We start from the raw sequence: 26839 nt of genomic DNA, 5'->3' as shown, positions 1-26839 counted from the left end.
ATGGAACGAAACCATGGTACGGAAAGTTGATTTCCGTCCATGGTTGTTTCCTATTTTCGTAGTGTTACTCTTATTTTCCAGTTGTTTGCAATTTATTAATAAATCGCAAGGCCCGGCCAGTCCCGACAGCCACTGATTCGAGCGGATTCGGGGCAATATGGACGGGAACGATGATTTCATCGCTAAGCCATTCTTTCATGCCGTTTAACAGGGCTCCGCCACCGGATAAAACGACCCCATGGTCAACAATGTCACCGCTCAATTCAGCCGGACAATTTTCCAGTGTGGCCCGGATTGCTTCTAAAATATGAAGCAATGATTCTTTTATGGCTTCCTGAATTTCGGTTGACCTAAGCGTAATGGTTTTTGGCAAACCTGTAACGAGGTCGCGACCGCGAACGGCCATTGTTTGTTCTGGATGTTCAATCAAGGCGTAACCAATTTCTATTTTAATATTTTCCGCTGTTCTTTCACCAATCAGTAAATTATATCCTTTCCGCACATGCTGGATAATATTTTCATTCAAGAGGTCTCCGCCTATGCGGACCGTGTTGCAATTAACGACTCCGCCGTACGAAATAATGGCGACTTCCGTGGTGCCCCCGCCGATATCGACAATGACGTTTGCGACAGGTTCTTCAACTGGAAGATCCGCTCCGATAGCAGCGGCAACAGGCTCTTCGATCAAATGGACATTTTTCGCTCCGCAAGATTTGACCGCATCATGGATGGCCCGTCTTTCAACAGAGGTGGCGCCTGAAGGAGTACAAACGACGACATCGGGCTTCCTGATCGCAACACCCACCGTCTTTGCGGCTTTTTTCATCACATGCTTCAGCATTTGACTTGTAATATCAAAGTCTGCAATAACGCCATCACGTAATGGCCGCACAGCAATGATGTTAGCAGGTGTTTTTCCGATCATATCCTTTGCTTCTGACCCCACCGCTATTACTTGCTTCGTATCCGCATTAACTGCAACGACGGAAGGTTCATTTAAAACTATACCCTTATTTTTTGTATGCACGAGTACGTTCGCCGTGCCAAGATCGATTCCGATTTCAAGATTTGAAAACATATGTACCACCTTGCCTTTTTATTATAAAGTCCATGCTTTGCATATATAAAAGTATAATCAATTTGGTACAAGAATTCTTCTTACATATTATGGCAGAACGGCTTTGTTACAGAAAAACAGCTTATGCAGATTAAAAAGCATTGAAATGTAGCGGTTTATGGAAGATCTTCCCGGCGCTTGTTATACAAATTTAACTAATTTGTAATAAGCACTGGTGGAAAGAGAAGATAAGTAGAATTGTTGTTTTGATCATAGGTTTTCAGATGTTTGTCAGTGTGTATATGGCAGCGGCATGAGGTAAATAGAATGTTGTTTTTATCGTAGGTTTTCAGATGCTTGTCGACGTGTATGGCATGAGATGAATGGAATTGGGGCTGGGACACAAGTTAAAAGCTGATTGATACTCGTAAAAATCGTTAGAATAAAACCGCGTGAAATCAAGAGGTACTTACCAGGTTTTCAAACTTGAATTCACGCGGTATATTCATTTTTACAGGGTTCTGTCCCGGTCCCTTTTACGTTCGGGCTCTTTTTGTTCTTCTGTTTTAGGCTGGTTGCTGGAGCTAGAGCTACCGACCAGCCAATGATAATCGGTCTGTCGCAAAATACTAACGAAGGGATAGTTCGCTATCAAATGCGATTGGTTTCTCTGGCAGTTAGTAGTTGTAAGGTTAAACCAATAATGCGAAACGCAAGAGGAGACCGGAAGGGCTCCGTCAATCCAAAAAGATAATCATACATCATAAGGAACTGACATGTGCATGGCTTAAGGTCGCCTGTATTATAATGCAATCTTTGAGAAGAATTCGGCTAATTCCTTGCTTTCCTTTTTTCTTTTTTTACGGTGGGCCGCCCGAGTTTGGGCCGTTTCATGAAGCCAGCGTTCTTCCTCGGATTCGGGAACTGCTTTTGGAACAGGGGACGGATTTCCATTTTCGTCTAAAGCAACGAATGTTAGAAACGAAAAAGCCGCAATGGATTTTTCTCCAGATAATAAATGTTCGGAAACGACTTTGACAAACACTTCCATCGAAGTCCGTCCGCTCCTGGTGACAATTGCTTCCAACGTAACGGCATCTCCAATTCGGATGGGTTTAAAAAAATCAACTGAATCTGTTGAAGCTGTTACGACGGGTTTCCTGGCAAATTTGGTAGCTGCGATAGAAGCCACGTCATCAATATGGGACATTAATTTTCCTCCGAATAAATTGCCGTGATGATTCGTATCAGGCGGTGATACATGGCTTGTCTTAATTGTTATTGTTTCTCTCATCTTTTTTTCAAGTTGCTCAACCATCCTAATCACCTCTAAGTAGTCAAAACTGATCATATTATATCATTGTGTTCAGGCTAGGTAAAAATTTTTCAAAAAAGAAGTTTAAGTATATAAAAATACGGGAATTGTTAAATATGCTTTGCACCTTCATCGGCCATGGACGTCTCTTGTCTCTTTATTTTAGGAATCAATTTATGGATAGGGGGAGATGTCATGATGGACAAGCTGACGAAGAAAATCAGATGTAACCCGGATGGCACATTGCTCATTAGGCGTTGGGATGATCGTTTAGTAGTCAAAGGAAAGACAGAGGAAGGCGCACCGGGAATGAGAGATATACGTTTCCATGGTCAAGAGGAATCTACTGGGGATGATGGCTACAACTGGGAAACAGAACTGGATTATTATTAATGAGGCGAAAGTAGAGTTGTTTCCAAAGAGCAATAAATTGACGAAACATAACAGATCGTGGAAAGAATTGGGAAATCGGGCATATCAGCCCGATTTTTTTATGTAATATTTGCATTGCTTTCCAGTGGATGGTGGAAAGCAACGCTGCAGCCCATATTGGCGGTTTGGCGGGTGGCAAATAAGCAGCAGACAAACCGCGGTGTACCCGCGTATAAAGAAAAATACCCGCGTATAGAGAAAAATACCCGCGTATAGAGAAAAATACTACCCGCGTATAGAGGAAAATACGTATAGAGGAAAATACCCGCGTATAGAGGAAAAATACCCGCGTATAGAGGAAAATACCCGCGTATAGAGGAAAATACCCGCGTATAAAGAAAAATACCCGCGTATAGAGGAAAATACCCGCGTATAGAGGAAAATACCCGCGCATAAAGGAAAATACCCGCGTATAAAGGAAAATACCCGCGTATAGAGAAAAATACCCGCGTATAGAGAAAAATACCCGCGTATAAGGAGAAATACCCGCGTATAAGAGAAAAATACCCGCGGATAACTGATAAGAGTATCCGCGGGTGGTCATGGCAGGTATAATAGGGTGTTTAAAATGCCCATTCTCCGTTGCGGAAGACAGGTTCACGCTTTCCGCTCTCTGTAATGCCGTCAATGTCCATTTGGTCTGAACCGATCATGAAATCAACATGGGTTATGCTCGTATTAAGCCCTTTTGCTTCCAGTTCTGCCTGGCTCATGTTTTTTCCTCCTTCAAGACAAAAAGCATAAGCGCTTCCGATGGCAATATGGTTCGAGGCATTTTCGTCAAACAGGGTGTTGTAAAATAAGATGTTTGACTGGGAAATGGGGGAGCTGAACGGTACGAGCGCCACTTCGCCTAAATAATGGGAGCCTTCGTCTGTTTCGATCAGTCCTTTTAGTATTTCTTCGCCTTCCTTCGCTTTGACATCGACAATTCTTCCTTTTTCAAAGGTAAGGGTAAAACCGTCAATAATGTTTCCGCCATAGCTGAGCGGCTTCGTATTCGTTACAACACCGTTAACCCCCAACTTGTGAGGCACTGTAAATACTTCCTCTGTTGGCATGTTGGCCATAAATTCATCGCCTTTTTCATTTGTGCTGCCTGCTCCGACCCAGAGATGGCCTTCGGGGAGTTCAATCGTCAAGTCTGTCCCAGGGGCTTTATAGTGAAGCTGTTTATAGCGCTTTTTATTTAAATAATCCACTTTTTCATGGAGCGATTGATCATGCTTTTTCCACGCAGCAATCGGATCTTCCTGATCTGCTCTCGTTGCTTGAAAGATTGCTTCCCACAGTTTATCAATTTGTTCATCAGCAGGAGCATCCGGAAATACTTTTTTGGCCCAATCCGCGGAAGGGGCGGCAATGACGGTCCAGCTTATTTTATCTGATTGGATATATTGGCGGTATTTGTGCAAAGCAGTTCCCGCCGCCTTTTGAAAGTTGACAATGCGCTTCGGATCTACGCCTTTCAGCAAGTCGGGACTGGAAGAGACCACCGACATAAAAGCGGTACCTTGCTCAGCAAGCTCTTCCATTTCTTTTGCCCGCCACTTTGGAAACTCATGAAAAACTTCGTCTGGAGCCAGATCATATTTTAAACGGGAAACGATGTCATCATTCCAGTTGACGATGACATTCTTTGCCCCGGCCTCATATGCTTTTTTGACGATTAGCCGGATAAAATCAACGCTGTTCAAAGCAGTGTTAATAAAAAGCGTCTGTCCTGTTTGAATATTAACTCCTACTTTGACTGCCAGTTCCGCGTATTTTTCCAGCTGTTCCTGAAAATGACTCATACAACATTCTCCTTTGTGATAAAAATGTATTTTTATCATACCAATATTGGCAGGACAAACCAATTCATCCGTTATTTGATTCCAAGGAGTTCCCGGTAATCATATGGATTTCGAATAATATCTGCCAAAGTATATTCATCCAAAACAGCCAAATAGGAGGAGAGGGCACGATTCAATACATGTTTTAAACCACATACCGGAGAAATAACACAATTCGAAGGGCCATCTCCAAAACATTCCACGAGATTAAAGTCATCTTCGGTCTGTCTGACAATCTTCCCAATATTGACTTCTTCAGGAGGTAGTGCCAGTTTTATGCCGCCGTTACGCCCGCGGATTGTTTGAATAACCCCCATTTTTCCAAGCTCATGAATGACTTTCATCAAGTGGTTTCTAGAAATGCCATACGCTTCCGCAATCTCCGTAATATTGGACAGCTCGTCTTGTTTTTTGGAAGCCAAATATATTAAAACTCGCAATGAGTAGTCCGTATAATTTGTCAGTCTCATCATGATCACCCATTTTAATTTTATCATTTTTATAAAAAATAAGCTTGATTACAAAACATGGATTCAAAATACATGTTTTGTGGCTAAAATAAGTCTGTATTATGGCAGCTTTTTTACACATCGAAAAAAGGGATTGTGTAGTTGTCAGCTATGTTTTATTGTATACTTAAAGATACATTTAAAATACATCTTTTTAAAAAAGGAGAATGAAAAATGGCACTTTCCCAAAAAACGATTGATGTGGTCAAATCAACTGCTCCTGTGTTAGAGGTACATGGTGTTACCATTACTTCAGTATTTTACAAAAATATGTTCAAAAATCATCCTGAATTATTGAATATTTTCAATCATGCAAATCAATCTCAAGGAAGGCAGCAAACCGCTTTGGCGAACATGGTATATGCTGCGGCCAAAAATATCGACCAATTGGAAAACGTCCTTCCCGAAGTTGTACAAGTAGCCCATAAGCACCGAGGTCTCGGGGTAAAACCAGAACATTATCCAATTGTTGGAAAATACTTACTCGGTGCGATCAAGGAAGTGCTTGGGGATGCAGCAACTGATGAAATCATCGATGCCTGGTCAGAAGCTTACGGGGTGATCGCCCAAGCATTCATTGGCATTGAAGCGGACATGTACAAAACATCAGCGGAACAGCCAGGGGGTTGGGAAGGCTTTAAGGAGCTTGAAGTAATTGATAAAGTGAAAGAAAGTGATGTAATTACTTCCTTCTACTTGAAAGCAAAAGACGGAACAGCACTCCCTTCTTTCGAACCCGGCCAATACATTACCGTTAGGCTTCAGATCCCCGGCGAAAAATATGCGCTAAATCGCCAATACAGCTTGTCATGCGCTCCGGGAAATGATTATTATCGCATTTCGGTTAAAAAGGAAGCTGACCAGGAACCATTCGGGAAAGTATCCAATTATTTGCATGAAAAAATCAATGTTGGTAACGTGATTGAAGCAAGCGCTCCGGCAGGTGATTTTACATTCAATATGGAAGAAACGGCACCAGTTGCTTTTATTAGTGGGGGAGTAGGACTTACGCCTCTGATGAGCATGCTGGAAACTTTGACAAAAAGTAATGAAAATCGGGATGTTACATTTATTCATTCAGCAAGACACGAAGGTGTTCACGCTTTCCGTGACGAGGTAAAAAATATGGTTGACAAACTGGAACATGGGCGCTTCTTATACGGCTATGAACACCCATTTGATCAAACTGGAGGACATCATTTTAGCGGCTATATAACAAAAGAATTTTTGAAGGAACATATTACAAAAGATACGATTTGTTATGTATGTGGGCCGGTTCCGTTCTTAAAAAATGTCGTTCAAATGCTAACAGATCTCGGCATCACCGAAGACAATATCCGCTATGAATTTTTCGGTCCGGCTATGAGCTTGCAAACTAATAAAACTGCTGTTTAATAATATATGAAAAGAGCAAGGATCCGGCTTCATCAGCCCCTTGCTCTTTTTTATGCATTTCGATTCAAATTTTTATTGCGCCAATCAAGTTATCCCTTGCTGTTGGACTGAAAAAAACCGTATATGCCATTACGGTACCTACCCAAGTCAAAAACGCGCGGCGGATGTAAGGCGCCCGGTTCCCTTGTCTCTTACGATGGAAATGAAGGTTGGACGCATGGCAGCTAACGTGTATTTCTGTACATTTCTTACGACGGAGTGGCAGTTAACGTGTAGTTCCGTACATTTCTTACGACGGAGTGGCAGCTAACGTGTATTTCTGTACATTTCTTACGATGCGTGGAAAGCTAACCTGTACTTTCGTATCTCTCTTACAAAATGTCAATCTGCCATTAGGCCGTCGCTAGTTGTTATTCCGACAATGCTTTTTGCAAATTGGAAATATTTTTTTTCATGATGGAGAAGTAATCTTCGTTGTTTTTGGCGTCTTCAGTTGTGATGTATTCAAGATTGTGCAAAGTGAGCGGCGTTGTCCCGGTTTCTTTTTGTATGGTTTCCGTTACTCTTGTCAGTGGATTTTGATCGTAAATAATAAACGGAATTCCCTGTTTGTTTACCTCTTCAATAATGGATTGCAGCTCCTTTTGGGATGGTTCATGTTCAGGGCTTAAACCGGTAATCGTGATTTGCTTTATTCCATAGCGGTGCTCCCAATAGCCGTAGGAAGCGTGGGAAACCAATATTACATTACGGTCCGCCGACTCCACGGTTTGCTTCAGTTCTATATCAATCTCTTTTAATTGATTTGCCAACTGTTCGTAGTTTTGTTCGAAATCGGCTTTTGCGTCCGGCTTTTTTTCTATAAGCGCGTTTTTTATGTTTTCGGCCATTGTGATCGCGTGAGTAGGATCGAGCCAAACATGCGGATCTGTATGATGGTCTGTTTTCTCATGATTCTCGTGGTCTTCCGAATGTTCATGTCCACCGTCGATGAATGGAATGCCTTTAGTTGCTTCAACGGTTGTCACATGTTCATCCTTCAAAGAACTTTTCAATTTATCGACAAATGCTTCGAGGCCAGCCCCATTGTAAATAAACAAGTCGGAATCGGCCACTTTCATCATCGTTTTCATTGTCGGTTCAAACGTATGGGCATCTGCGCCCACCGGGTAGACACTTTTAACATTGACATGTTCTCCACCAATTTTTTTTGTGAAATCTTCAATGGGATAAATGGTTGTATAAACCGTTACAGTATTTTGTTCCTTTTGATCATCTGCCGCTTCGCCGTTGCAACCGGATAAAAATAATACGAACAATAAGAATGCCGTTACAGGAAATATTTTCACCCTCAAAATACGAATCTTCCTTTCTGGTGATAACTGTGGATAAAGATTGTCACATCGTAAATCGTAATGATTACGATTTGGATATTATATAATAAAAATGCAAAGACGGCAAGAGGAAAAAGCAGCACGACACATATTATTTATGCCCATTTTCATTTTACTGGACGGTATATCCTCCATCTATCACGATCGCTTGGCCGGTAATTCCTTTGGCAGCGTCGCTCGCCAAAAATAAAGCGTATTCCGCGATTTCAGAAACATCCAGCAGTCTTTTCTGGGGGACAAGAGGGTATATGACTTCTTCCAGTACTTTGTTTACAGGGATATTTCTCGTTTTTGCCAAATCACTCAGTTGATTTCGAACCAAGGGTGTATCGATATATCCAGGGCAAAGTGCATTGACTGTAACTCCATACTCGGCCGCTTCGAGGGCTGCCACTTTTGTCAGACCGATCACGCCGTGTTTTGCGCTGTTATATGCCGCTTTTCCCGAGAAGCCGACTAGACCGTTGATGGAAGACATATTGATAATGCGGCCAAACTTCTGTTTTTTCATAACCGGAAGAGCATGTTTAATCGCAATAAAGGGCCCGGTTACCATCACTTTCAACATTTGCTCAAATTTTTCCGTTGGGAAGTCTTCAATAAACGAAACATGCTGAAGCCCGGCATTATTCATTAAAACGTCAAGTCTGCCGAATTCATCAACCGTATTTTTTAGTGCCTGTTCAATATCTTCCTCATTGCTGACATTACAAGAGATCCCGAATACATTCAGCCCTTGCTCTTTCAATTTAGTTGCGGCCATTTTAGCGTGACCTTCATGAAGATCTGATAGAATAACTGTTGCGCCATTTTCGGCAAAAACTTTTCCAACTTCGTATCCAATGCCCCGGGCAGCACCTGTTAAGAAAACAATCTGTTTTTTATCCATAAACACACCTTCTTTATAATGATAAATTTGTCTCGCATGAACTGGCAGTTATCGTAAAATAGAAAAGTATTTTTTTGGGGTCAACTGCCAGTAAAACACGATCGTTCGGGCCGGCAGGACAAGAAAAAGACAGCGACACATCGCGTGTTTTTCTAAAGGATGTCAATTACAAAGGCTCTAAGACGTACAGGAAGTACTGTTAAAAGCGAAACGACAGGACAAGGAAAGCTTCGGCGGCAACTCGAAGAAAAAGCGTAATCTTTTTCGAGCATGGCTACCTGAATTGTCCAACAGGACGTTTTCTGGCTTTGCTTTTTTGTTCTCGGCAGTGGGGATGGGATTCGCAGACTAAGATGCTAACGTCGGCATGAACCATTTCATGCGGGGCGGGCAACCTTCACTGAACATGCCAATAGTACGAGCTTGCTTTCTAATGTTATTATTATCTTACAACGAAGGATTTGCAATCGTCGTCTCAAAAAGAAAAAAGCGTGACTTTCTTTCGAGGATTTGGATATTTTCAGTGGTTGGATATAGTCTGTTTGCGGAATGATCAATGGGGCTTTGATCATTTCGATGAAAGCTTTGCCAGCAGTGATGTATTCTTCGAAAGAAAAACGGATAAAAAGGGTATATCATTCGTACGATAAGAAGGGAAAGGAGGCTGTATTTTGGACAAGTTCACCAACATTTCGGAAGAAAAAATTCGCAAGGCATATGAGGAAGGTGAATTTGACGAGCTTCCCGGCTTTGGAAAGCCTCTTCCGGAGGAAAATTTGGAGGGCATTCCCAAAGAATTGAGAATGGCGTACCGCGTTATGAAAAATGCCGGCTTTTCACCGGATGAGATGGACGTTAAAAAAGAGTTAATGACAATCGAGGATCTTATCCGCCGTTCCGAAGATGAGTTGGAGATAGAACAACTACGGAAAAAGTTAAACGAAAAATTATTGAATTATAACAGCCTCCTAGCGAAAAAGCGTATAAAAACAAACTCATCCGTTTTCAAAAAGTATGAACACAAAATAGAAAAGAAGTTTTTTGGAGACTAACCAGCCTGTTTGCGGACCGGCTGTTTTTTCTTTATGAACGTTTTTTCTTTAAAATCAGGTTGCCCTTTAGTCAAGGCTGGCTTTTTTCAAGAATACGTCTTTACTCAATGGTTTTAGAGAGCGTATAGAAACAGCATGTTAAAGTGAGACATGCTTGAAAAAAGTCTATTATTGTTATATAATATCTTTTCAGAATATTTTAAATAGGAGGGGAGAAAGTGAGTCCTACAATAACGACGATAGCAGTTCTCATTCTCTTTTATTTGGGGTACCGTTATTATTCGAAGTTTTTGTCGGAAAGGATTTTTCGGCTCGATCCGAATTTTGTGACACCTGCCCATGAGTTTAAAGACGGGGTGGATCATGTTCCCACGAACCGTTTTGTTCTTTGGGGACATCATTTTAGTTCAGTCGCTGGTGCCGCCCCAATTGTCGGGCCTGCAATTGCCATGATTTGGGGCTGGGGGCCTGCTCTTATATGGGTGACGCTAGGCACGATTTTCTTTGCCGGGCTTCACGACTTTGGGACGTTGTGGGCTTCTGTTAGAAACAAAGGAAAATCTGTTGGGGTCATTACAAACTCGGTGATCGGAACACGGGCAAAAGGTTTGTTTTTATTGGTTATTTTCTTTTTGCTCCTTATGGTGAATGCCGTTTTCGCTGTCACGATCGCCAACTTGTTTACTGCATTTCCCGAAAGTGTTCTGCCATATTGGCTGCAAATCCCCGTAGCGATCACCATAGGTTTTCTAGTATACAAACGGGGAACGAAGTTGCTTTGGCCTTCCATTATCGGACTTATTTTGTTGTTTGTATTTATTTTAATCGGGGCCAATGTTCCCCTCCCTTTGCCGGAGGCGATGCTCGGAATGTCACCTGGCGCATGGTGGGTCATCATTATGCTGATTTATGGTGCGGTTGCTTCAAGGCTGCCAGTATGGCTATTGCTTCAGCCGCGTGATTATATCAACTCACACATGCTGTTCTTGGGGTTGATTATCATTTACTTGGGCTTGTTCGTGACACGCCCGGATTTTGTAGCCCCATTCTTTAATACGGATGTTCCGGCAGGCACTCCGCCGATTTTACCCTTATTATTTGTGACAATTGCTTGCGGTGCGATCTCCGGATTCCACGGACTGGTGAGTTCGGGAACGTCATCCAAACAGCTTGATAAAGAGACGGATGCCCGTTTTGTCGGATATTTTGGCGCAGTGGGAGAGGGGATGCTTGCACTTGCTGCGATCATGGCGACGGCCGCCGGGTTTGCCACTTTTGACGCATGGAGCCAGCATTATGAATCTTGGGCTGCGGCCAGTGCCGGGGGAACAGCGGCATTTGTAACTGGTGCAGGCCACTTCCTCTCCAGTTTGGGGATTTCACCAGTGATTGGAACGACATTCATCTCCATCATGATTGTGGCATTTGCCGCAACGACACTTGATACTTCCATGAGATTGCAGCGTTTTATTTTATCGGAAATTGGTGAGCAATATAACGTTCAACCGTTAAAGAATGCCAATGTGAGTACTGTCGTGGCCTTTTTGAGCTGTGTTGCGCTCGCGTTTCTTGCCGATCCTTCCAACCCAGGGGCTGGTGGAATGGTTCTTTGGCCGCTATTTGGTACGACAAACCAGTTGACTGCCGGATTGTCGCTGCTTATTTTGACCATTTTGTTATGGCGCATGGGAAGAAATTATATTTACTCGCTCATTCCGCTCATCGTTGTTGTTACAGCTACCACAGTCAGCATGGTCATTAACATTGCCAATTATATTCAAGCCGGAAATACATTGCTCGTAATAGTTGGAACGTTTATTCTTGCTTTGAATATCTGGCTGATCCTTGAAGGACTTGCAGCGGTAAGAAGGGAAATGCAGTCAAGGATTCCACCCGCGCCTCCGCTTTCCAAATAATACACGTAAAAGAGGTCAAATCATGAACATACATGTCGAAAAACTAAAAAGTGTTTTAAAGGAAATCAAACATTTCTATCGTGAAATGTACTATGTTCCATATCGTCAAACGATGCAGCGAGAAATTCAGCGGAGAGACGATATGTTTAAGCTGCTTGTTATGTCGGAAATGCTCGGCCTACCCAATCCCGCTTCTTTTTACACGCTTGAACTAATGCCGTTTATGCTGGAAGACTTCCATAAATGGCATACAAGAATGGGGATGGAAAAATCCCCACTGGAAGGTTTTCGCTGTTGTTAAGATGGTTAAGGAACAGGAATGGGGATAGCCGGCAAGAAGACAATCGCAATGAGAAACAAAACGAAAGACAATTGAACATATCCTTTTTTGGGGGTAAAGGTGGAGTAGGTAAAACAACCTGCTCCGCCCTCTTTGCTTTTTCTTTGGCCAAAAAAGGGCATAAGACACTCCTCGTCTCCACTGACCCCGCTCATTCTTTGGGGGATTTACTAGAAGTGGATGCCGGTTCCGAGCAGCAAATTGCTCCGGGCTTATCCGTCATGGAGTTGGACAGCGAACGTGCCAGTAACCGTTATATCAACGAAGTGAAGGGCAATTTGGAAAAATTAACCGCACCCGAAATGTGGAAAGAGGTAGAGAGACAGGTAGATTTTGCAAAAGCTTCACCCGGCGCAGATGAGGCTGCTTTATTTGATGAGCTCGTAACAATTATATTGGATGCCGAGGGAAACTTTGATCATATCGTTTTTGATACTGCTCCGACAGGCCACACGCTCAGACTCCTTTCGCTGCCTGATTTGATGGAAGTGTGGATGGAAGGCATGCTCGCCCAACGAAAGAAGTCTCAGGAAATGAACCGCATGTTAAACAATATAGCCGGCGTTCGGGAGGAAGAGCCGGCTGATCAAGTGTATCATTTGTTGCAAAGAAGGAAGCACCGTTTTTCCATGGTAAAAAAATTATTGCTGGACTCGGAAAAAACGACTTTTTATTTCGTATTAAATCCGGAACGCCTCCCGATATTGGAAACTGAAAAGGCGATGGGCATTTTGGAAAAATACCATATAAAAGTTGGAGGAATCATCATTAACCGGGTATTGCCCGAAGAAGCGGATGGAACATTTTTGGAAAAGAGAAGAGAGCAAGAAAAAATATATGTAAAAGAAATAGAAGAAAAATTTTCCAGTTTCAATAAGATATATATTCCGATGCAGTCCTCTGATATTAAAGGAATTGATGAAATTAACCAGCTTGCTCCTTTAATGGAAAACTTAACCAATAAAGGAACCGTTTAGATTTTTGTACTTAACATCTGATTTCACCGTCCGATATAAAGGATAAGACAATTATTGAGGGTGAAGCAAATAAATGGATAAAACATCATTGACTGGGGTCGTCCTTGGATTTATTGCAATTGGGGCAGGCATGATATTAAAAGGAGTAGATATAGCAGCGTTGATTAATCCGGCTGCCATCCTCGTCATCTTGGTGGGAACGGCTGCAAGCGTGATTATCGCTTTCCCTTCTTCGGAAATCAAAAGGATACCCAAGCTTTTCGGAATTATTTTCAAAGAGCAAAATATGCCAAAGCCAAAAGATCTTATTCTTTTGTTTTCCGATATGGCCCAATTAGCGAGAAGGGAAGGGCTTCTGGCGCTAGAATCGAGATTGGACGAGATTGATGACCCGTTTTTAAAGCAAGGACTCATTTTGGCCGTTGATGGACAAAATGCCGACTATATTCGTGATGTCCTTTCGGATGAAATTGATGCCATGGAAGAACGGCATGCAGCCGGCGCTGCTATTTTTTCCCAAGCGGGTACGTATGCACCTACACTGGGGGTTCTAGGAGCTGTTATCGGATTAATTGCTGCATTGGGCAATATGGAAAATACCGATGAACTTGGAATTGCCATTTCAGGTGCGTTTGTCGCCACTTTACTCGGGATTTTTACCGGTTATGTGTTGTGGCACCCATTCGCCAATAAGCTAAAGAGAAAAACGCATGAAGAAATCAAATTGAAGGAAATGATGGTTGAAGGCATTCTATCCATATTAGAAGGTGAAGCGCCGCGCATCATTGAACAAAAGCTTTCATCACATCTTCCGGCTTCAGAACGAAAAGGTTTATTTGTAGAAAATGAAAGTGAAGTGGCCCAAAATGTCGAGGCGTAAAAAAAGAAGAAAAGACGAAGAGCATATGAGTGAGGCTTGGCTACTGCCATATGCCGACTTATTAACGTTGCTCCTTGCCTTGTTCATCGTGTTATTTGCGATTAGTTCCGTTGATGCCCAACGGTTTAGCCACTTGTCCCAAGTGTTTAGCGGTATCTTCATGAACGGGACGGGTCCGGTCGAGTTTCAACAGCCGGTTGAAGACAGCGAACAAAGTGCGGATGTCCCATCCGATTGGGACGCCTATAATAAAGCAGAAAAGGAAGCCGCTGAAAAGGCTATCCAAGAGATGGAGAAAGAATTGGAAATACTGGAAGCCATCCGGGAAAAAGTGGAAAGCTTTATTCAAAAAAATGGTTACGAAGATAAATTCTCGACTTCACTCACTGCAGAGGGGCTCCTTATTAGAATTAATGACAGCGTACTGTTTCAGTCAGGGAGCGATACCGTACGGGAAGAAGATAAGAACACGGGTAGAGAGTTGGCAAAGCTGCTTGAAATGGAGGTGCCGCGAAGCGTCATCATTAGCGGCCATACCGACAATGTTCCGATCAAAAACTCGAATTTTCAATCAAACTGGGAATTGAGCGTTATGCGGGCGGTCAATTTTATGAAAGTCCTTCTGGAAAACGAAAACTTGGACCCACAGCTATTCAGTGCCAAAGGCTTTGGGGAATTTCAACCAATCGCTGATAATAATACAGCAGAAGGCAGAGAAAAGAACCGCAGAGTGGAAGTGCTCATTCAACCATATACCGAAGAAACGCAATAAGCAGAAGCAGTTAATGCCGGCATTCTACTTGAGCCAGTGACACAACAAAATCAGCTGATTAAAAAAAGAACGATAAAGTGAAACTTCATTCAGTAGGGCTCCTACTGAATGTTAGTTGAACCAATCGGGCATTTAGGTGCCGTTTTCTCTTGTATTCACTATAAGCAAATACGAAATAGCAAGGGGCTTGGACAAAACCCTGTAAACATGAAACAAACCGCATGGAATCAAGTTTAAAAACCTTGATTTCACGCGGTTTTCTTCTCACGATTTTTACGAATATGAATCAGCTTTCAATTTATGTCCCGGCCCCTATTGTGTTAAAAAAATCGCTATCATAGCTTGAGTATGCAACTAATGTAAATGTACATTTTCGATGAGTAGGAGTTAAAATATTCCAAGCTTACGTATACGTGCTGCCGCTTCCTGAAGACGTTCTTCAGATGTAAGGAGCCCCACTCTGACATAACCTTCCCCATATTGGCCGAAGCCGATTCCGGGTGCTACAGCTACGTGGGCCTTTTCAAGTAAGAGGTCCGCGAATGACTCTGAGGTATATCCGGAAGGAACTTTTAGCCATGCGAAAAAGGAACCTTTCGGTGCATCGACATGCCATCCAATTTCATGAAGGCTTGAAATGAAAACATTTCTTCTAAGTTCGTACATATCATTCATTTGCTTTGCGGCTTCGGCCGTATTGGAAAGGGCTTCTTCTGCCGCATCTTGTATGGCGCCAAACAGGCTTACATACAAGTGATCCTGCAGTAGATTGATCGCTTCGATAACAGATGGATTTCCCGCTGCAAAAGCGATTCTCCATCCCGCCATATTAAATGTTTTCGATAACGTGTAGATCTCGACGCCAATGTCTTTTGCACCCGCTGCTTGCAGGAAACTGACTGGTTTTTTTCCATCAAAGCCGATCCCGCCGTATGCAAAATCATGGCAGACACAAATATGGTGGTTGGCCGCAAACTCTACCGTTTTTTCGAAAAAGCCGATATCAGCAACTGCGCCGGTCGGATTGTTGGGATAATTTAATATCATTAACTTCGCTTTATCAGCAATTTCTTTATGTATAAGGTCATAGGAAGGAAGAAAATCATTTTCTTCCATAAGGGGCATCATTTCCATTTTAGCATTGGCAAGCGCGGCTCCAGACCAATAGTCGGGATAACCGGGGTCGGGCACAAGCATGACATCCCCGGAATTTAACAGACATTGCGGCAACTCTACCAGTCCGGCCTTTCCTCCAAACAATATGGCGATATGTTTTTCGGGGTCAAGGTCAACACCGTATTCTTTCTTATAAAAATCCGCGGCAGCCTGTTTTAAATTCCTTTTGCCTCTAAATGGCGGATATCGATGATTATTCGGATTGTCGGCAGCCGATTTTAAACGCTCCACAATGTTGACAGGCGTCGGCTTGTCCGGATTGCCCTGGCCAAGATTAATGACGTCATGTCCTTCGGCTTTAATGTGATTAACCTTCTCCACAAGTGAAGCAAAAAATTGCGTCGGTAAATGTTTCAGTAATTGAGATTGTTCAAATGTAAGCATTCCATCACCTTTTTTAAGATAATTCTATTTTTTTATCTATATAGTTCAAAATGTTACCCCTTAATGGTATGTTTGTAAAGAACAGGCAAGAATGAACAGGAGGAGAACAGTTCATGAAGTGGAAAGTGGGCCTTATCCAAATGGATATTGCATTTGGCGATCCGAAAGAAAATTACAAAAGGGCTGAACAATGGTTTGAAAAAGCTGCTGAACAAGAGTGCACGCTCGTAGTGCTTCCGGAGTTGTGGACTACTGGTTATGATTTGACACGATTGGACGAAATTGCCCATTATGAAGGTGAAGACGCGCGCCAATTTTTAAAGGAACAGGCGGTCAAACATCGCTTTCATATTGTAGGTGGATCGGTTGCGAAACAAACAGCAGATGGCGTAAAAAATACAATGTATATTGTCGATAAAAATGGAAGAATGCTTCATGAATATAGCAAGCTTCATTTGTTCCGATTGATGGATGAACATAAGTATCTTATTGCGGGCGAGGATGAAGCAAGATTTACGGTTGATGGAGAGGAAGCAGGGAGCTTTATATGTTATGATATCAGGTTTCCGGAATGGCTGCGCAAACCTGTTTTGAACGGAGCAAAGGTCCTGTTTGTTGTTGCCGAATGGCCGCTTCCAAGGTTGGATCATTGGCAAACATTATTAAAGGCACGCGCCATCGAAAACCAAAGCTATGTCGTTGCATGCAACCGGGTTGGCCGCGATCCCCATAACATATTTGCGGGGCATTCTATGATCATCGACCCTTGGGGAACAGTCATTTCCGAGGGCGGTGAAGGCGAGGAGCTGCTGACAGGAAACGTAGATCTTGGACTAATTGATGAAATTCGTGGAAGAATTCCTGTTTTTGATGACCGGAGACCGGAATTTTATTAAATGAAACACCCAAAAGCTGCGCGTGCTTTTGGGTGTGTTTCGTCTGAGGAAGGAATAGCAGATGAGAAAGGCGTTATTTTCGCAGTCTCCCCAACTCTTCGGCGATAGCTTCCATTTCGTTTGGAGTGAAGTGTTCTTTTTTCATGACCATTTCATAGATTTCGCAGAGTTCTTCGTATAACTCTTCATTGATCGCCTCTGCTTTTACCGCACTCGTATTCACCATGCGCAGTTTTTCTGTAATTTGGTTGAGCATATATTCAATGTTTTGCGGCTTGTTTTTCGATAAATCCACCGATGTCATCTCCCTGATTTGAATTATGATAATCCAATGATTCCATTCTCTTAAAGGATTGTCAACTAGATTATGAATATGATCTCCATATTAAGACAGGGATTGAATCAAGCCGAATTTCTTTTCAGTTGTTGTTTTTCTTCCTTGATCGTATTAATGATTCTCTTTGTTTCATAAACAACTACACCCGAAAGACCCAGCAATCCAATTAAGTTGGGAATCGCCATGAGGCCGTTCATAATGTCGGCAAACGTCCAGACGATATCAAGGGTGGTGACTGCTCCAATAAAGATGGCACTTACAAATACGATTCTATAGTAAATAATTGCTTTGGCAGTAAACAGGTAAGAAAAACATTTTTCACCGTAATATGACCAACCCAAAATAGTTGAAGAGGCGAAGAATAGAAGCCCAAGAGCAATTATGATCGATCCGGCAGGGCCCAGGAAAGTTTCAAAGGATGCTGAAGTCAAGTCTCCGGCAGCTATTGAACCATCCTTATACAAACCTGCCATGACAATGGTTATTCCGGTGATTGAACAGATGACAATCGTATCAATGAAAACTTGTGTCATTGACACGAGCGCTTGTCGGCCCGGCATATCCGTTTTGGCTGCTGCGGCTGCAATAGGTGCAGAACCAAGGCCTGCTTCATTAGAAAATACACCACGGGCCACGCCGTACCGAATAACGGCTCCAATTGCGCCCCCGGCAACGGCTTGTCCTGAAAATGCATCTGAAACAATAACGGAAACAGCGGTAGGAATTAAATCAAGATTCATAAATAATACTGCCAGTCCGCTCATAACATAAAACAAGGCCATAAAAGGGACAAAAAGTGCTGTGACTTTTCCAATACTTTTGATTCCTCCAATAATGGAAAGGCCGGCAAAAATCACAAGGATGATTCCGGTAATCCATTCGTTAATTCCAAAAGTTGTTTTAACGATATTGGAAACAGCATTGGACTGGACAAGGTTCCCTATACCAAATGCGGCAATAGCGCCAAAAATGGCAAACAAAACCCCGAGCCATTTTTGTTTCAGGCCGCGCTCTAAATAATACATGGGCCCGCCCGACATTTCTCCATTTGTATCAACAATCCGATATTTTACGGCAAGAACCGCTTCTGCATATTTAGTTGCCATACCGAAAAGGGCGGAAAGCCACATCCATAAAACTGCTCCCGGACCTCCAAGAGTGACCGCCGTTGCAACACCAACAATATTTCCTGTTCCGACTGTTGCTGCTAAAGCAGTCATTAAAGCCTGGAAATGGGATATGTCTCCTTTTGAAGATTTATCTTGCTTGAAGCTAAAAGCAAGCTTTAAAGAATAGGGGAGGAGCCGGAGCTGCAAAAATCCGATCCGAAAAGTGAGAAAAATCCCTGTTCCCAAAATGAGTACGAGAAGGGGCAATCCCCATACAAAACCACTGATTGTCTCCAGAATTTTAGAAATTTTGTCTGTGAATGTAGGCGCTTTCATACACAACCTCCTTTTTTATCTGTTAAACTCATATGCTCTCATTCTGCAAAAAGATCAATAGAATGTCAAGTTCATTCGGGATCTGGTAAAATGTTTTATAGTTTCTCCAAAAAGGTAAACATAAGGCAGATAAAGTGGTCGGGAGAGGTGTCCGGTATGGATAAAGTGAAAGCCAGAAATAATCGCAAGAAAATCATCAGATTTGTAAATACATTAATGGAAAAGATTCAACATAATGATGTCACAGGGCTTGCAGCCCAGTTGGCCTACTTTTTCCTGCTGTCCTTATTCCCCATGTTAATTTTTCTGTTTACTCTTTTACCTTATACGCCGGTAACGCAACAAGACATTTTTAACCTGATAAAAGATTTTGCGCCAGAAGAGACATATACGTTCATGTACGATACATTGACGGATGTTATGGCTAATAGAAGCGGCGGGCTTCTTTCCATCGGCTTTATTGCTACGATTTGGTCAGCCTCCAAAGGAATGAATGCCTTGATGAAATCTTTAAATCGGGCACATGGGGTCGAGGAAAAACGCTCCTTCTTTATTGCACGGGGATTGTCGGTCGTTTTGACAATTGCCATGATCTTTGTATTTATTTTGGCATTGCTTCTTCCTGTTTTTGGAAAACAAATCGGTCTGTTTATGTTTTCTTTTCTCGGCCTGTCGGAGCACTTTTTAAAAGTTTGGGGAATTATTCGCTGGACACTTAGTCCCATCATATTATTTGTCGTTTTTCTGGCCGTGTACTATCTGGCGCCCAATGTCAAGATCAAGTATCTATCAGCAGTGCCAGGAGCTGTTTTTGCAACGGTTGGCTGGATCGTCGTATCACTCGGGTTTTCGTATTATGTTTCAACATTTGGAAATTATACAGCGACTTACGGGAGCATAACCGGTATTATCATTTTGATGTTATGGTTTTATTTTTCATCCATCATTATTATGGTCGGCGGGGAGATCAACTCTTTTTTTACAGAAAAAAAGGAAAATCGAATTCATTAAAGAGCCGCTTGACAAGCAGGCAACGCGGAACTCGCAAAGTAAGGAGACGGATACTAAAAATCGTGAGTAAACTTGATAACAACAAGCTGTTTTTTGACATGGGAAGTTTTGATTGTTTTACTGCAATCGGACTTCCCGTTTGTTTATTCATGAAGTTTCAATCTGGAAATGACAAGGTTGATGGAGAATTTTTCCGGTTTCACATCGTGAAGGAGAGAAAAGCTCACATTGACAATTCGCTAGGGGCAATGCCAGCTGAAACGCCATGCTCTTCAAGCTTCATTTACGGATTCGGTAAGAGATTAGAGAAGCGCCTCTTACAGATGAATGTCTTTTGAAGCCAACTGCCAGTTGGTATAATGCTTTCAAATCATGTTTGTTTTATTTTGGAAAGGGGAAGAAAAAAATGGAATTTAAAATGAAGACGGAAGGTTTTCACATTGAATTGCCCTACGGAAGGCTTGATATTTCGGGGAATGAGGAAAATGGTTTTCGGCCGTATCAACTGTTAATTTCTTCACTTGCTGTATGCAGCGGGGGAATATTGCGCACCATATTGACAAAGATGCGTTTAAAGGTTGACGATATTCGAATTATTGCCGATGCGGAAAGAAATCTGAAAATGGCCAATCGGATTGAAAAAGTTTCCCTGCATTTTAAAATCAAAGGCTCTCATTTGAGTGATGAAAAAATAGCAAAAGCCTTAGAACTGACAACAAAAAATTGTGCAATGGTTCAATCTGTGATTGATTCCATCGAAGTATGTAAAACTTACGAAATCATCGATAGTTAAAGTTGAAGGAGGATGATCAGTGGATGGTCAATAAAATCATTTTAATTGTCATTGCTATAGGGCTTCCGCTTTCTATTATCGGCTCATTTTTGCAATGGCCAGGGACGGCAATGTTCGGCGTATATTGCCTGACGATCGTCGCTTTGGCGGGCGTGATGGGGCGAGCAACGGAAAGCTTGGCTATTGTGGCAGGACCCCGGATTGGCGGGCTTTTAAATGCGACGTTTGGAAACGCTGTTGAATTAATCATTTCCATTTTCGCATTAAAGGCAGGACTTATTAATGTTGTCCTTGCTTCCTTGACAGGCTCGGTCATCGGAAACTTGCTCTTAGTTGGAGGATTGTCTTTTTTCGTAGGCGGGTTGAAGTTTAAAAGGCAAATGTTTAATGTGTACGACGCAAGACATAACGCGGGTTTACTCATGTTTGCCGTGATCGTTGCCTTTATGATTCCGGAATTATTTACGTTAAAGATGACCCCCGGGGAAAAAATGACGTTAAGCATTGGCATATCCATTATCATGATCATCCTTTATATGTTTGCGCTTTTCTTCAAGCTTGTTACACATCGTGGGGTGTATATGACAAGGGAGGAAAAAGAGGCGGCTCATGAGGAAGAAATTCCCGAATGGTCAAAAGGAAAGGCGATGCTCATTTTGGCGCTGGCAACGTTGGCCGTTGCGTATGTGTCTGAGCGGCTTGTTCATACATTTGAGGCTGTGGGCGAACAGTTTGGCTGGTCCGAGTTATTTATCGGGGTCATCATTGTGGCCATTGTCGGTAATGCAGCCGAACATGCCTCGGCCATTATTATGGCTTACAAGAATAAATTGGATATAGCCGTAGAGATTGCGATTGGCTCTACATTGCAAATTGCCATGTTTGTAGCACCTGTTCTTGTCTTGATCTCATTGTTTTTTAAACAAGAGATGCCGCTCGTATTTACAGTACCCGAGCTTGTTTCAATGGCCACTGCCGTATTGCTGACGATCGTTATTGCAAACGACGGGGAATCGAACTGGTTTGAAGGATTAACGATGCTTGCGGCATACTTAATTATGGGTATTGGATTTTATTTGCTGTAGGGGTGGATAATCCGGGGCAATTAGGAAAAAATAAACGCATCAACATAACGCCGCTTTTAAGATGAAAGGAGTAAAAACACCATGAAACGGCATCATGAAATTATGTTCTTGCTTTTAGCCTTTGTCCTGGCAATGGGCCCTATTACGGCAACGGCTGCAAAGGAGCCTGAATCGCGTAAAGAAGCAACCTTTGAAATCCCTTCATCCGTAGTGAATATAGGAAAAGAAAATACCATTTCAAACCCTTCCAGCGAGCTTCCTCGTTTGGCGCCGAGCAAGTTTACGAAAGAATTGCTGGAGAATTCCAAAGTGAAAATTGAAAATCCCAATCTGATTCGTATATTGAATGAATCGGCTGTTACAAAGTCTCCTCTTTCTTTCGGAGCAAGGGCCACTATTTTTCTGGGAGAATGGGCATTGAACTATGAATCGGAAGAGACGGACCCGAACTGGAAATATCAGAAAATCAATACAAATTTTTATGATAACCGGGGCGGAACAGGCAATTATCAAATTCATTATGTACAGGAATCCCAAAAAACAATCAAGGGCGGTTTGACATCCAAAGTGACCCACCCCGAAGACGTTCAAAAAATGATGCAGGAAAAAGCGCGTGAAAAAGTGAATTTGCCGCTTTCATTTGAAACACTCATCGGTGCCGGAACGAAACATACGCATGTTTACAACATTCCGCCCACTCGCGTAGGGTATTTATATGCATATGCACCTGCAGTAAGCGAAAAAGGAAAGCTGACTTATGGCGAAGTATACTTATTATTAAAAGGTACGAAACAAAAAATAGTCGTAAAAAATGTGACGACACAAGAAATCGGCGCCTGGATTCCGATTCAGGATCATTTAAGCTTTTCATTTGAAACGAGGGAATAGGAGGGGCAGAAGCCTCTCTTTTTTGCTATCAACATCTTGTCAAGATGCTCTGTCCTTGCCGCCTCCGCCATGAACTACAACATTTGGAAAGGTATGGCATGGATAAAATCCCTGCAATGGAAAAAATATAAGAAAAAGATTGAAAGGCGGTGTGTGAATGAAACGCTTGGCGATGTGGCTGCCACTTTTTTTTCTCTTCTTTCTTTATGGACACGAGGTGAATGCAGTATCCAATACGCCCATTCATTGGGGGTTTAAAAAGGGAAGCGGAGAAAAGCAGGCTGATGCCGGACAGGAATATGAACAATTGCTGAATAAATATGACGCTTTTTATAAAGGAAGCCCAGATAAAAAAGTGTTATATATGACGTTTGATAATGGATATGAAAATGGCTACACCGGTAAAATCTTGGATGTATTAAAAAAAGAAAAAGTTCCGGCAACTTTTTTTGTTACCGGCCATTATTTAGATAGCGCTCCTGACCTGGCCAAACGGATGGTAAAGGAAGGACATATCATTGGGAATCATTCTTGGAGCCATCCCGATTTAACACAGGTAAGTGATGACAAAATAAAAGAAGAGCTGGAAATGGTGAAAGAAAAAACAGCTGCTTTGACCGGACAGACTGAAATGCAGTATCTTAGGCCGCCAAGGGGAATTTTAAGCGAAAGAACCCTAAAAGTTGCCAAGGAAGCAGGCTATTACCATGTCTTGTGGTCATTGGCATTCAAAGATTGGCAAACGGATCAGCAAAGAGGATGGAAATATGCATACGATAACATCATGTCGCAAGTCCATCCAGGTGCGGTGATCCTTCTTCATACAGTCTCCAAGGATAACGCCGACGCTTTGGAAAAAGTCATTGGCGATCTGAAAAAGAGGGGTTATACGTTTAAAAGCCTGGATGACTATATCGCACATGAAAAAATGAAGAATCCATTGATTTCCCAGTAGGTCTTTCAATAAATTCTTATTAGTCATTATGTCAGGCGCTTTATAAATTTATTATCCAATGATGAACCGAGAAAACGAAAAGCGCTTTAAAGGTGGAATCCCAGCGTGTCGAAGGAAGAAAGACAAGGACTTTAACAACTAGGCAGAAATGGATGATTGGAATCTGTCGGTTTTCAAAATGAAGAGAAGGAACAGCTTGGTGGAATGTACAAGCCTGAAACTAGTGTAAATCATTCATGATGAGGAAAATTATATAATGATGAAGGTTAAAGCGGCTAAAGAAGCTGCTTTTTCTTTTTTAAGATATAATAAAGCAAACAAAAGGAGGGGGCTATATGTGGGAAGAGCGTGTTCAGATTGAGGGGCCGTACAATTTTGATTTGGCGTTGGACAGGCTTGCCATGGATCCTCTCCATATGATTGATAGTGAAAAAAGGCTTATACGGGTCCCGATTTATGAGCCATATGCGGAAGTGGTTGATGTTCAGGCGATAGGATCAACCGAAAAACCTGTATTTAAATTGAAAGGAAAAAACATCAATACTAAAGAAAAAATCATTGCCGAAGTGATGAGAGTTTTTCAATGGAATAAGCCGCTTGATGAAATTCATCGCTATTTTTCCGATACAGTTCTTAGCGATATCTTTTCTGAACATCGGGGTACACCAATTGTTCTGGAGTTTTCTCTCTATGCTTCCATTATGCGCTCTATCATTCACCAGCAAATTCATATGAAATTGGCGATTTCTTTAACCGAGCAATTTGTTAAAACATACGGCCTTGAAGTAGACGGCGTGCCGTTTTTTCCCTTGCCGGAAACAGTTGTTGCGCTGAAAGTGGATGATCTTCGCAGGCTGAGGATGAGCCAGCGTAAAGCAGAATATCTGATCGATATTTCAAGGAAAATCGCCAATGGTGATGTAAATTTGGAGCATGTAAAACAATTGCCCGATCAGGAAGTGATTGCTGAGCTGGTCAAGTTAAGGGGAGTAGGGCCTTGGACAGCCCAAAGCTTTCTATTATTTGGATTGGGGAGGAATAATCTTTTTCCAAAAGCGGATATAGGGCTGCAAAAGGCTTTGCAAAAGCTGTTTCAGCTCGAGCGTAAGCCAAGCCCGGATGAGATTGGTGGTTATATAAAAAACTGGGAACCATATTTGAGCTACGCCTCTTTATATTTATGGAGAAGCATTGAAAAAAAGTAAGGAAAGGCAGACTAACGGGTTTGGTTGGTGAGGAGAAAAATGCTAATAACAATAGAATTCGGAAACTTATTAGCATGGAATTCAGCAATGAATCAGCATATTAAATAGCAAGCAAAAACGCTCAGAGAAAATCCGAGCGTTTGAGAATGTAAAAAATTTTGTGTAATTGGTTAAACTTACCAATTAATGATATATTAATATCCATATTTAACGTGTTTAGTTAAGTATTTTAGTTTTTTGTTTATTGTATGCTTTAATTATTGCCCATAACATAGCAAACAGCACAAAGGTTGTTCCACCGACTAACAACACCAATAATCCTAAAAATGAATAATCCTTTGATTCAATAAATACACCATGCGATCCCGAACCAAAGTAATATGAGCTGTATAATTTACTCATAAGAGGGTTATCGTACGTTGTGTATTCATATATGACCTCATCTCCATTTGAGTAGTTTTTAACTACCGCCGTCCCAACAGAAAATTTCGCACCCTCCAAAATTTCTTCTATCTCAATTTTATTCGCTTCAGACAACTGCCCATCTGTCGGAATAATTTCAAGGATATCGTTAACAATAGCAGTTTGTTCTTTGTGAATATCATTGATTGGGATTATTGTAATAATAAAGAAGATTAATGAAAGAACAAAAATACCTAATCCAGCATTTAATAGCCTTTTTCCAAATGTTTTTTGTGTTTGAAATACCTGATTTATCAGTGATCGGAGTTCATTCTCTTTACCAAATCGTTCAATGGCGATTTCAACAGCTTCCTCTTCCGTTTTTCCCTCGGATATTAATTCGTGAACGGATTCGAGCAAATGACTTTTCATTTCACTTTTTAAATCTTGGATTTCATCTTTGTTGCCTTTCGCATTCCGATAAACCTTGTTAACGTACTCTTCAACTTGTTTCAATTTTTTTCTCCCCTTTCAAGAAACGAATCAATCATATTTTTAACAAATTCCCATTCTTTGCGCTTTTGTTCTAATCCTTCTTCACCCGATGGAGTTAATCGATAATATTTCCGCCTTCCTCCTGGTCCTTGCTCATCTCCCCAATAGGACTCTATCCACATGTTTTTCTCTAGGCGCTTTAATGATAAATAAAGTGTTCCTTCTTTCAATTCGAATTGTTCTTCGCTCTTTTCTCGAACAAACTTGGCAATTTCATATCCGTACATATCCTCATCTCTTAACAAGGAGAGAATGATCGTATCAATATGACCTTTTAAAACCTCTTTGTTAATTTCCAAATACACCGCCTCCTAACCATACTATAAAATATAATACCTAATAATACAAGGTATTATTTCAAAAAAACATCGCTAATTATTAGCGATCTATCTTGGATAGATTATTTCTTTCAAATCAAAAGTTCTATCTGTTATACCCAATCGTTGCGCGGGAGTCTCCCTTGTTCCGTTTGATGTAAAAGGGAAACAAAAATTGTAATACGTTCGAAGGATAGTGATTGCCATCTGTGCATACTTTGGATTGAAATTTGAATAGATATAACTTTTTCCATCGCCACGGGCGGTGGTCAATGGTCTTTCCAAAATAGATAGCCTTCTTCGAATCTGTTGAATAAAGGCGTTTGTAGCGTTGTCATAAACATTTATTATTAATGACGCAACATCTTTCGGCTCCAAGGTTTAGTCTCGTGTTTTTCTAGAAATTCCAACATCTTCGATATAGCCATTCCAACTTATCGTAGTAAGTTCCTCGTCCAATTCCTAAAATTTCACAAGTTCTTGTGACTGGTGTCCGACTTAATAACAATTTAGCGTAAAGATGATGAAAGAAAATTCGAGATAAACTTTGGTATATCAATAAAAAAAGAGACGCCAATTCATATGCGAATTGTGTCTCTAATTAATATGTTTTTTATTGTTTTCTCC

Annotated in this window: 26 protein-coding genes and 1 pseudogene; 15 read left to right on the top strand and 12 right to left on the bottom strand. The window is 41.7% G+C overall.

The window, feature by feature from the left end; translation table 11 throughout:
• Positions 1-70: 70 nt before the first annotated feature.
• Both mreBH and NST31_RS03940 read right to left on the bottom strand, forming a co-directional pair.
• Positions 71-1078 carry a rod-share determining protein MreBH gene (gene mreBH, locus NST31_RS03945; protein ID WP_077109519.1) on the bottom strand — a complete coding sequence of 336 codons (1008 nt, stop codon included), beginning with the start codon at positions 1076-1078 and terminating at the stop codon, positions 71-73.
• Between the two features lie 781 nt (positions 1079-1859).
• Positions 1860-2375 (bottom strand): acyl-CoA thioesterase, encoded by a 516-nt coding sequence (locus NST31_RS03940; protein WP_077109520.1) that lies wholly within the window; start codon positions 2373-2375, stop codon positions 1860-1862.
• Positions 2376-2567: 192 nt separating this feature from the next.
• On the opposite strand from NST31_RS03940, the gene NST31_RS03935 reads away from it, so the two are divergent.
• Complete coding sequence (locus NST31_RS03935) at positions 2568-2765, top strand: hypothetical protein (protein ID WP_077109521.1); 198 nt, start codon at positions 2568-2570, stop codon at positions 2763-2765.
• A 602-nt stretch (positions 2766-3367) separates the two neighbouring features.
• On the opposite strand, the gene NST31_RS03930 is transcribed toward NST31_RS03935, so the two are convergent.
• Together NST31_RS03930 and NST31_RS03925 are read right to left on the bottom strand one after the other, a co-directional pair.
• Complete coding sequence (locus tag NST31_RS03930) at positions 3368-4600, bottom strand: aminopeptidase (protein ID WP_339163986.1); 1233 nt, start codon at positions 4598-4600, stop codon at positions 3368-3370.
• Positions 4601-4671: 71 nt separating this feature from the next.
• Positions 4672-5109: an Rrf2 family transcriptional regulator gene (locus NST31_RS03925; protein ID WP_077109524.1), complete on the bottom strand. Its 438-nt coding sequence runs from the start codon at positions 5107-5109 to the stop codon at positions 4672-4674.
• A gap of 213 nt (positions 5110-5322) precedes the next feature.
• Here NST31_RS03925 and hmpA point away from each other — a divergent pair, with 213 nt between their 5' ends.
• On the top strand, positions 5323-6543 hold the full coding sequence (gene hmpA / locus NST31_RS03920) for an NO-inducible flavohemoprotein (RefSeq protein ID WP_077109525.1): 1221 nt from the start codon (positions 5323-5325) through the stop codon (positions 6541-6543).
• A gap of 410 nt (positions 6544-6953) precedes the next feature.
• Here hmpA and NST31_RS03915 read toward each other — a convergent pair whose 3' ends face one another.
• Both NST31_RS03915 and NST31_RS03910 read right to left on the bottom strand, forming a co-directional pair.
• The gene (locus NST31_RS03915; protein ID WP_339165471.1) at positions 6954-7892 is read right to left on the bottom strand and encodes a zinc ABC transporter substrate-binding protein; all 939 of its coding nucleotides are present in this window, start codon (positions 7890-7892) and stop codon (positions 6954-6956) included.
• A 157-nt stretch (positions 7893-8049) separates the two neighbouring features.
• Entirely contained in the window at positions 8050-8826 is a 777-nt protein-coding gene (locus NST31_RS03910; protein WP_339163982.1) for a 3-hydroxybutyrate dehydrogenase, read from the bottom strand.
• A gap of 671 nt (positions 8827-9497) precedes the next feature.
• Between NST31_RS03910 and NST31_RS03905 the strand changes: the two genes are divergently transcribed.
• The 6 genes from NST31_RS03905 (at position 9498) to motB (ending at position 14763) form a co-directional block, all read left to right on the top strand.
• Positions 9498-9878, top strand: coding sequence for a DUF1992 domain-containing protein (locus tag NST31_RS03905; RefSeq protein ID WP_077109528.1), 381 nt, complete (start codon positions 9498-9500; stop codon positions 9876-9878).
• A 218-nt stretch (positions 9879-10096) separates the two neighbouring features.
• On the top strand, positions 10097-11794 hold the full coding sequence (locus NST31_RS03900) for a carbon starvation protein A (protein ID WP_339163980.1): 1698 nt from the start codon (positions 10097-10099) through the stop codon (positions 11792-11794).
• A 22-nt stretch (positions 11795-11816) separates the two neighbouring features.
• Positions 11817-12095 (top strand): cory-CC-star protein, encoded by a 279-nt coding sequence (locus NST31_RS03895; protein ID WP_077109529.1) that lies wholly within the window; start codon positions 11817-11819, stop codon positions 12093-12095.
• Positions 12089-13111 carry an ArsA family ATPase gene (locus tag NST31_RS03890; protein WP_339163977.1) on the top strand — a complete coding sequence of 341 codons (1023 nt, stop codon included), beginning with the start codon at positions 12089-12091 and terminating at the stop codon, positions 13109-13111. The genes NST31_RS03895 and NST31_RS03890 overlap by 7 nt, the downstream gene beginning before the upstream one ends.
• Positions 13112-13184: 73 nt before the next feature.
• Positions 13185-13991, top strand: coding sequence for a flagellar motor stator protein MotA (gene motA, locus NST31_RS03885; protein ID WP_077109530.1), 807 nt, complete (start codon positions 13185-13187; stop codon positions 13989-13991).
• Complete coding sequence (gene motB, locus NST31_RS03880) at positions 13978-14763, top strand: flagellar motor protein MotB (protein WP_077109531.1); 786 nt, start codon at positions 13978-13980, stop codon at positions 14761-14763. The genes motA and motB overlap by 14 nt, the downstream gene beginning before the upstream one ends.
• Before the next feature lie 387 nt (positions 14764-15150).
• On the opposite strand, the gene NST31_RS03875 is transcribed toward motB, so the two are convergent.
• Complete coding sequence (locus NST31_RS03875) at positions 15151-16323, bottom strand: pyridoxal phosphate-dependent aminotransferase (RefSeq protein ID WP_339163973.1); 1173 nt, start codon at positions 16321-16323, stop codon at positions 15151-15153.
• A 113-nt stretch (positions 16324-16436) separates the two neighbouring features.
• Between NST31_RS03875 and NST31_RS03870 the strand changes: the two genes are divergently transcribed.
• Complete coding sequence (locus NST31_RS03870; protein WP_339163970.1) at positions 16437-17219, top strand: carbon-nitrogen family hydrolase; 783 nt, start codon at positions 16437-16439, stop codon at positions 17217-17219.
• Positions 17220-17292: 73 nt separating this feature from the next.
• Here the strand turns inward: NST31_RS03870 and NST31_RS03865 are convergent, their stop codons facing one another.
• Together NST31_RS03865 and NST31_RS03860 are read right to left on the bottom strand one after the other, a co-directional pair.
• The gene (locus NST31_RS03865; protein WP_077109534.1) at positions 17293-17514 is read right to left on the bottom strand and encodes a DUF1128 domain-containing protein; all 222 of its coding nucleotides are present in this window, start codon (positions 17512-17514) and stop codon (positions 17293-17295) included.
• Positions 17515-17621: 107 nt separating this feature from the next.
• Positions 17622-19001, bottom strand: coding sequence for a sodium:alanine symporter family protein (locus NST31_RS03860; protein WP_339163968.1), 1380 nt, complete (start codon positions 18999-19001; stop codon positions 17622-17624).
• 156 nt (positions 19002-19157) lie between these two features.
• On the opposite strand from NST31_RS03860, the gene NST31_RS03855 reads away from it, so the two are divergent.
• The 6 genes from NST31_RS03855 to NST31_RS03830 all read left to right on the top strand — a co-directional run bounded on the left by NST31_RS03855 (position 19158) and on the right by NST31_RS03830 (position 24938).
• The gene (locus NST31_RS03855; RefSeq protein ID WP_339163966.1) at positions 19158-20012 is read left to right on the top strand and encodes a YihY/virulence factor BrkB family protein; all 855 of its coding nucleotides are present in this window, start codon (positions 19158-19160) and stop codon (positions 20010-20012) included.
• A gap of 406 nt (positions 20013-20418) precedes the next feature.
• Positions 20419-20805: an OsmC family protein gene (locus NST31_RS03850; protein WP_339163963.1), complete on the top strand. Its 387-nt coding sequence runs from the start codon at positions 20419-20421 to the stop codon at positions 20803-20805.
• Positions 20806-20828: 23 nt separating this feature from the next.
• On the top strand, positions 20829-21890 hold the full coding sequence (gene cax / locus NST31_RS03845; RefSeq protein ID WP_077109538.1) for a calcium/proton exchanger: 1062 nt from the start codon (positions 20829-20831) through the stop codon (positions 21888-21890).
• An 81-nt stretch (positions 21891-21971) separates the two neighbouring features.
• Positions 21972-22778 (top strand): YfkD family protein, encoded by an 807-nt coding sequence (locus NST31_RS03840; RefSeq protein ID WP_339163961.1) that lies wholly within the window; start codon positions 21972-21974, stop codon positions 22776-22778.
• Positions 22779-22935: 157 nt separating this feature from the next.
• On the top strand, positions 22936-23733 hold the full coding sequence (pdaA, locus tag NST31_RS03835) for a delta-lactam-biosynthetic de-N-acetylase (RefSeq protein ID WP_339163958.1): 798 nt from the start codon (positions 22936-22938) through the stop codon (positions 23731-23733).
• 335 nt (positions 23734-24068) lie between these two features.
• Positions 24069-24938, top strand: a complete 870-nt coding sequence (locus NST31_RS03830; RefSeq protein WP_339163955.1) for a DNA-3-methyladenine glycosylase — start codon at positions 24069-24071, stop codon at positions 24936-24938.
• 216 nt (positions 24939-25154) lie between these two features.
• Here the strand turns inward: NST31_RS03830 and NST31_RS03825 are convergent, their stop codons facing one another.
• From NST31_RS03825 to NST31_RS03815, 3 genes and pseudogenes are all read right to left on the bottom strand, one after another.
• The gene (locus tag NST31_RS03825; RefSeq protein ID WP_339163953.1) at positions 25155-25856 is read right to left on the bottom strand and encodes a permease prefix domain 1-containing protein; all 702 of its coding nucleotides are present in this window, start codon (positions 25854-25856) and stop codon (positions 25155-25157) included.
• Complete coding sequence (locus NST31_RS03820) at positions 25853-26194, bottom strand: helix-turn-helix transcriptional regulator (protein ID WP_339163950.1); 342 nt, start codon at positions 26192-26194, stop codon at positions 25853-25855. Before NST31_RS03820 ends, NST31_RS03825 begins: the two co-directional genes overlap by 4 nt.
• Positions 26195-26281: 87 nt before the next feature.
• Positions 26282-26590: pseudogene (locus NST31_RS03815) on the bottom strand (insertion element protein); the annotation flags it as partial.
• Between the last annotated feature and the right edge of the window lie 249 nt (positions 26591-26839).

This window comes from Siminovitchia sp. FSL W7-1587 (assembly GCF_037963795.1).
Lineage (GTDB): Bacteria > Bacillota > Bacilli > Bacillales > Bacillaceae_C > Siminovitchia > Siminovitchia thermophila.
This window is presented reverse-complemented; position numbering and strand designations above follow the sequence as displayed.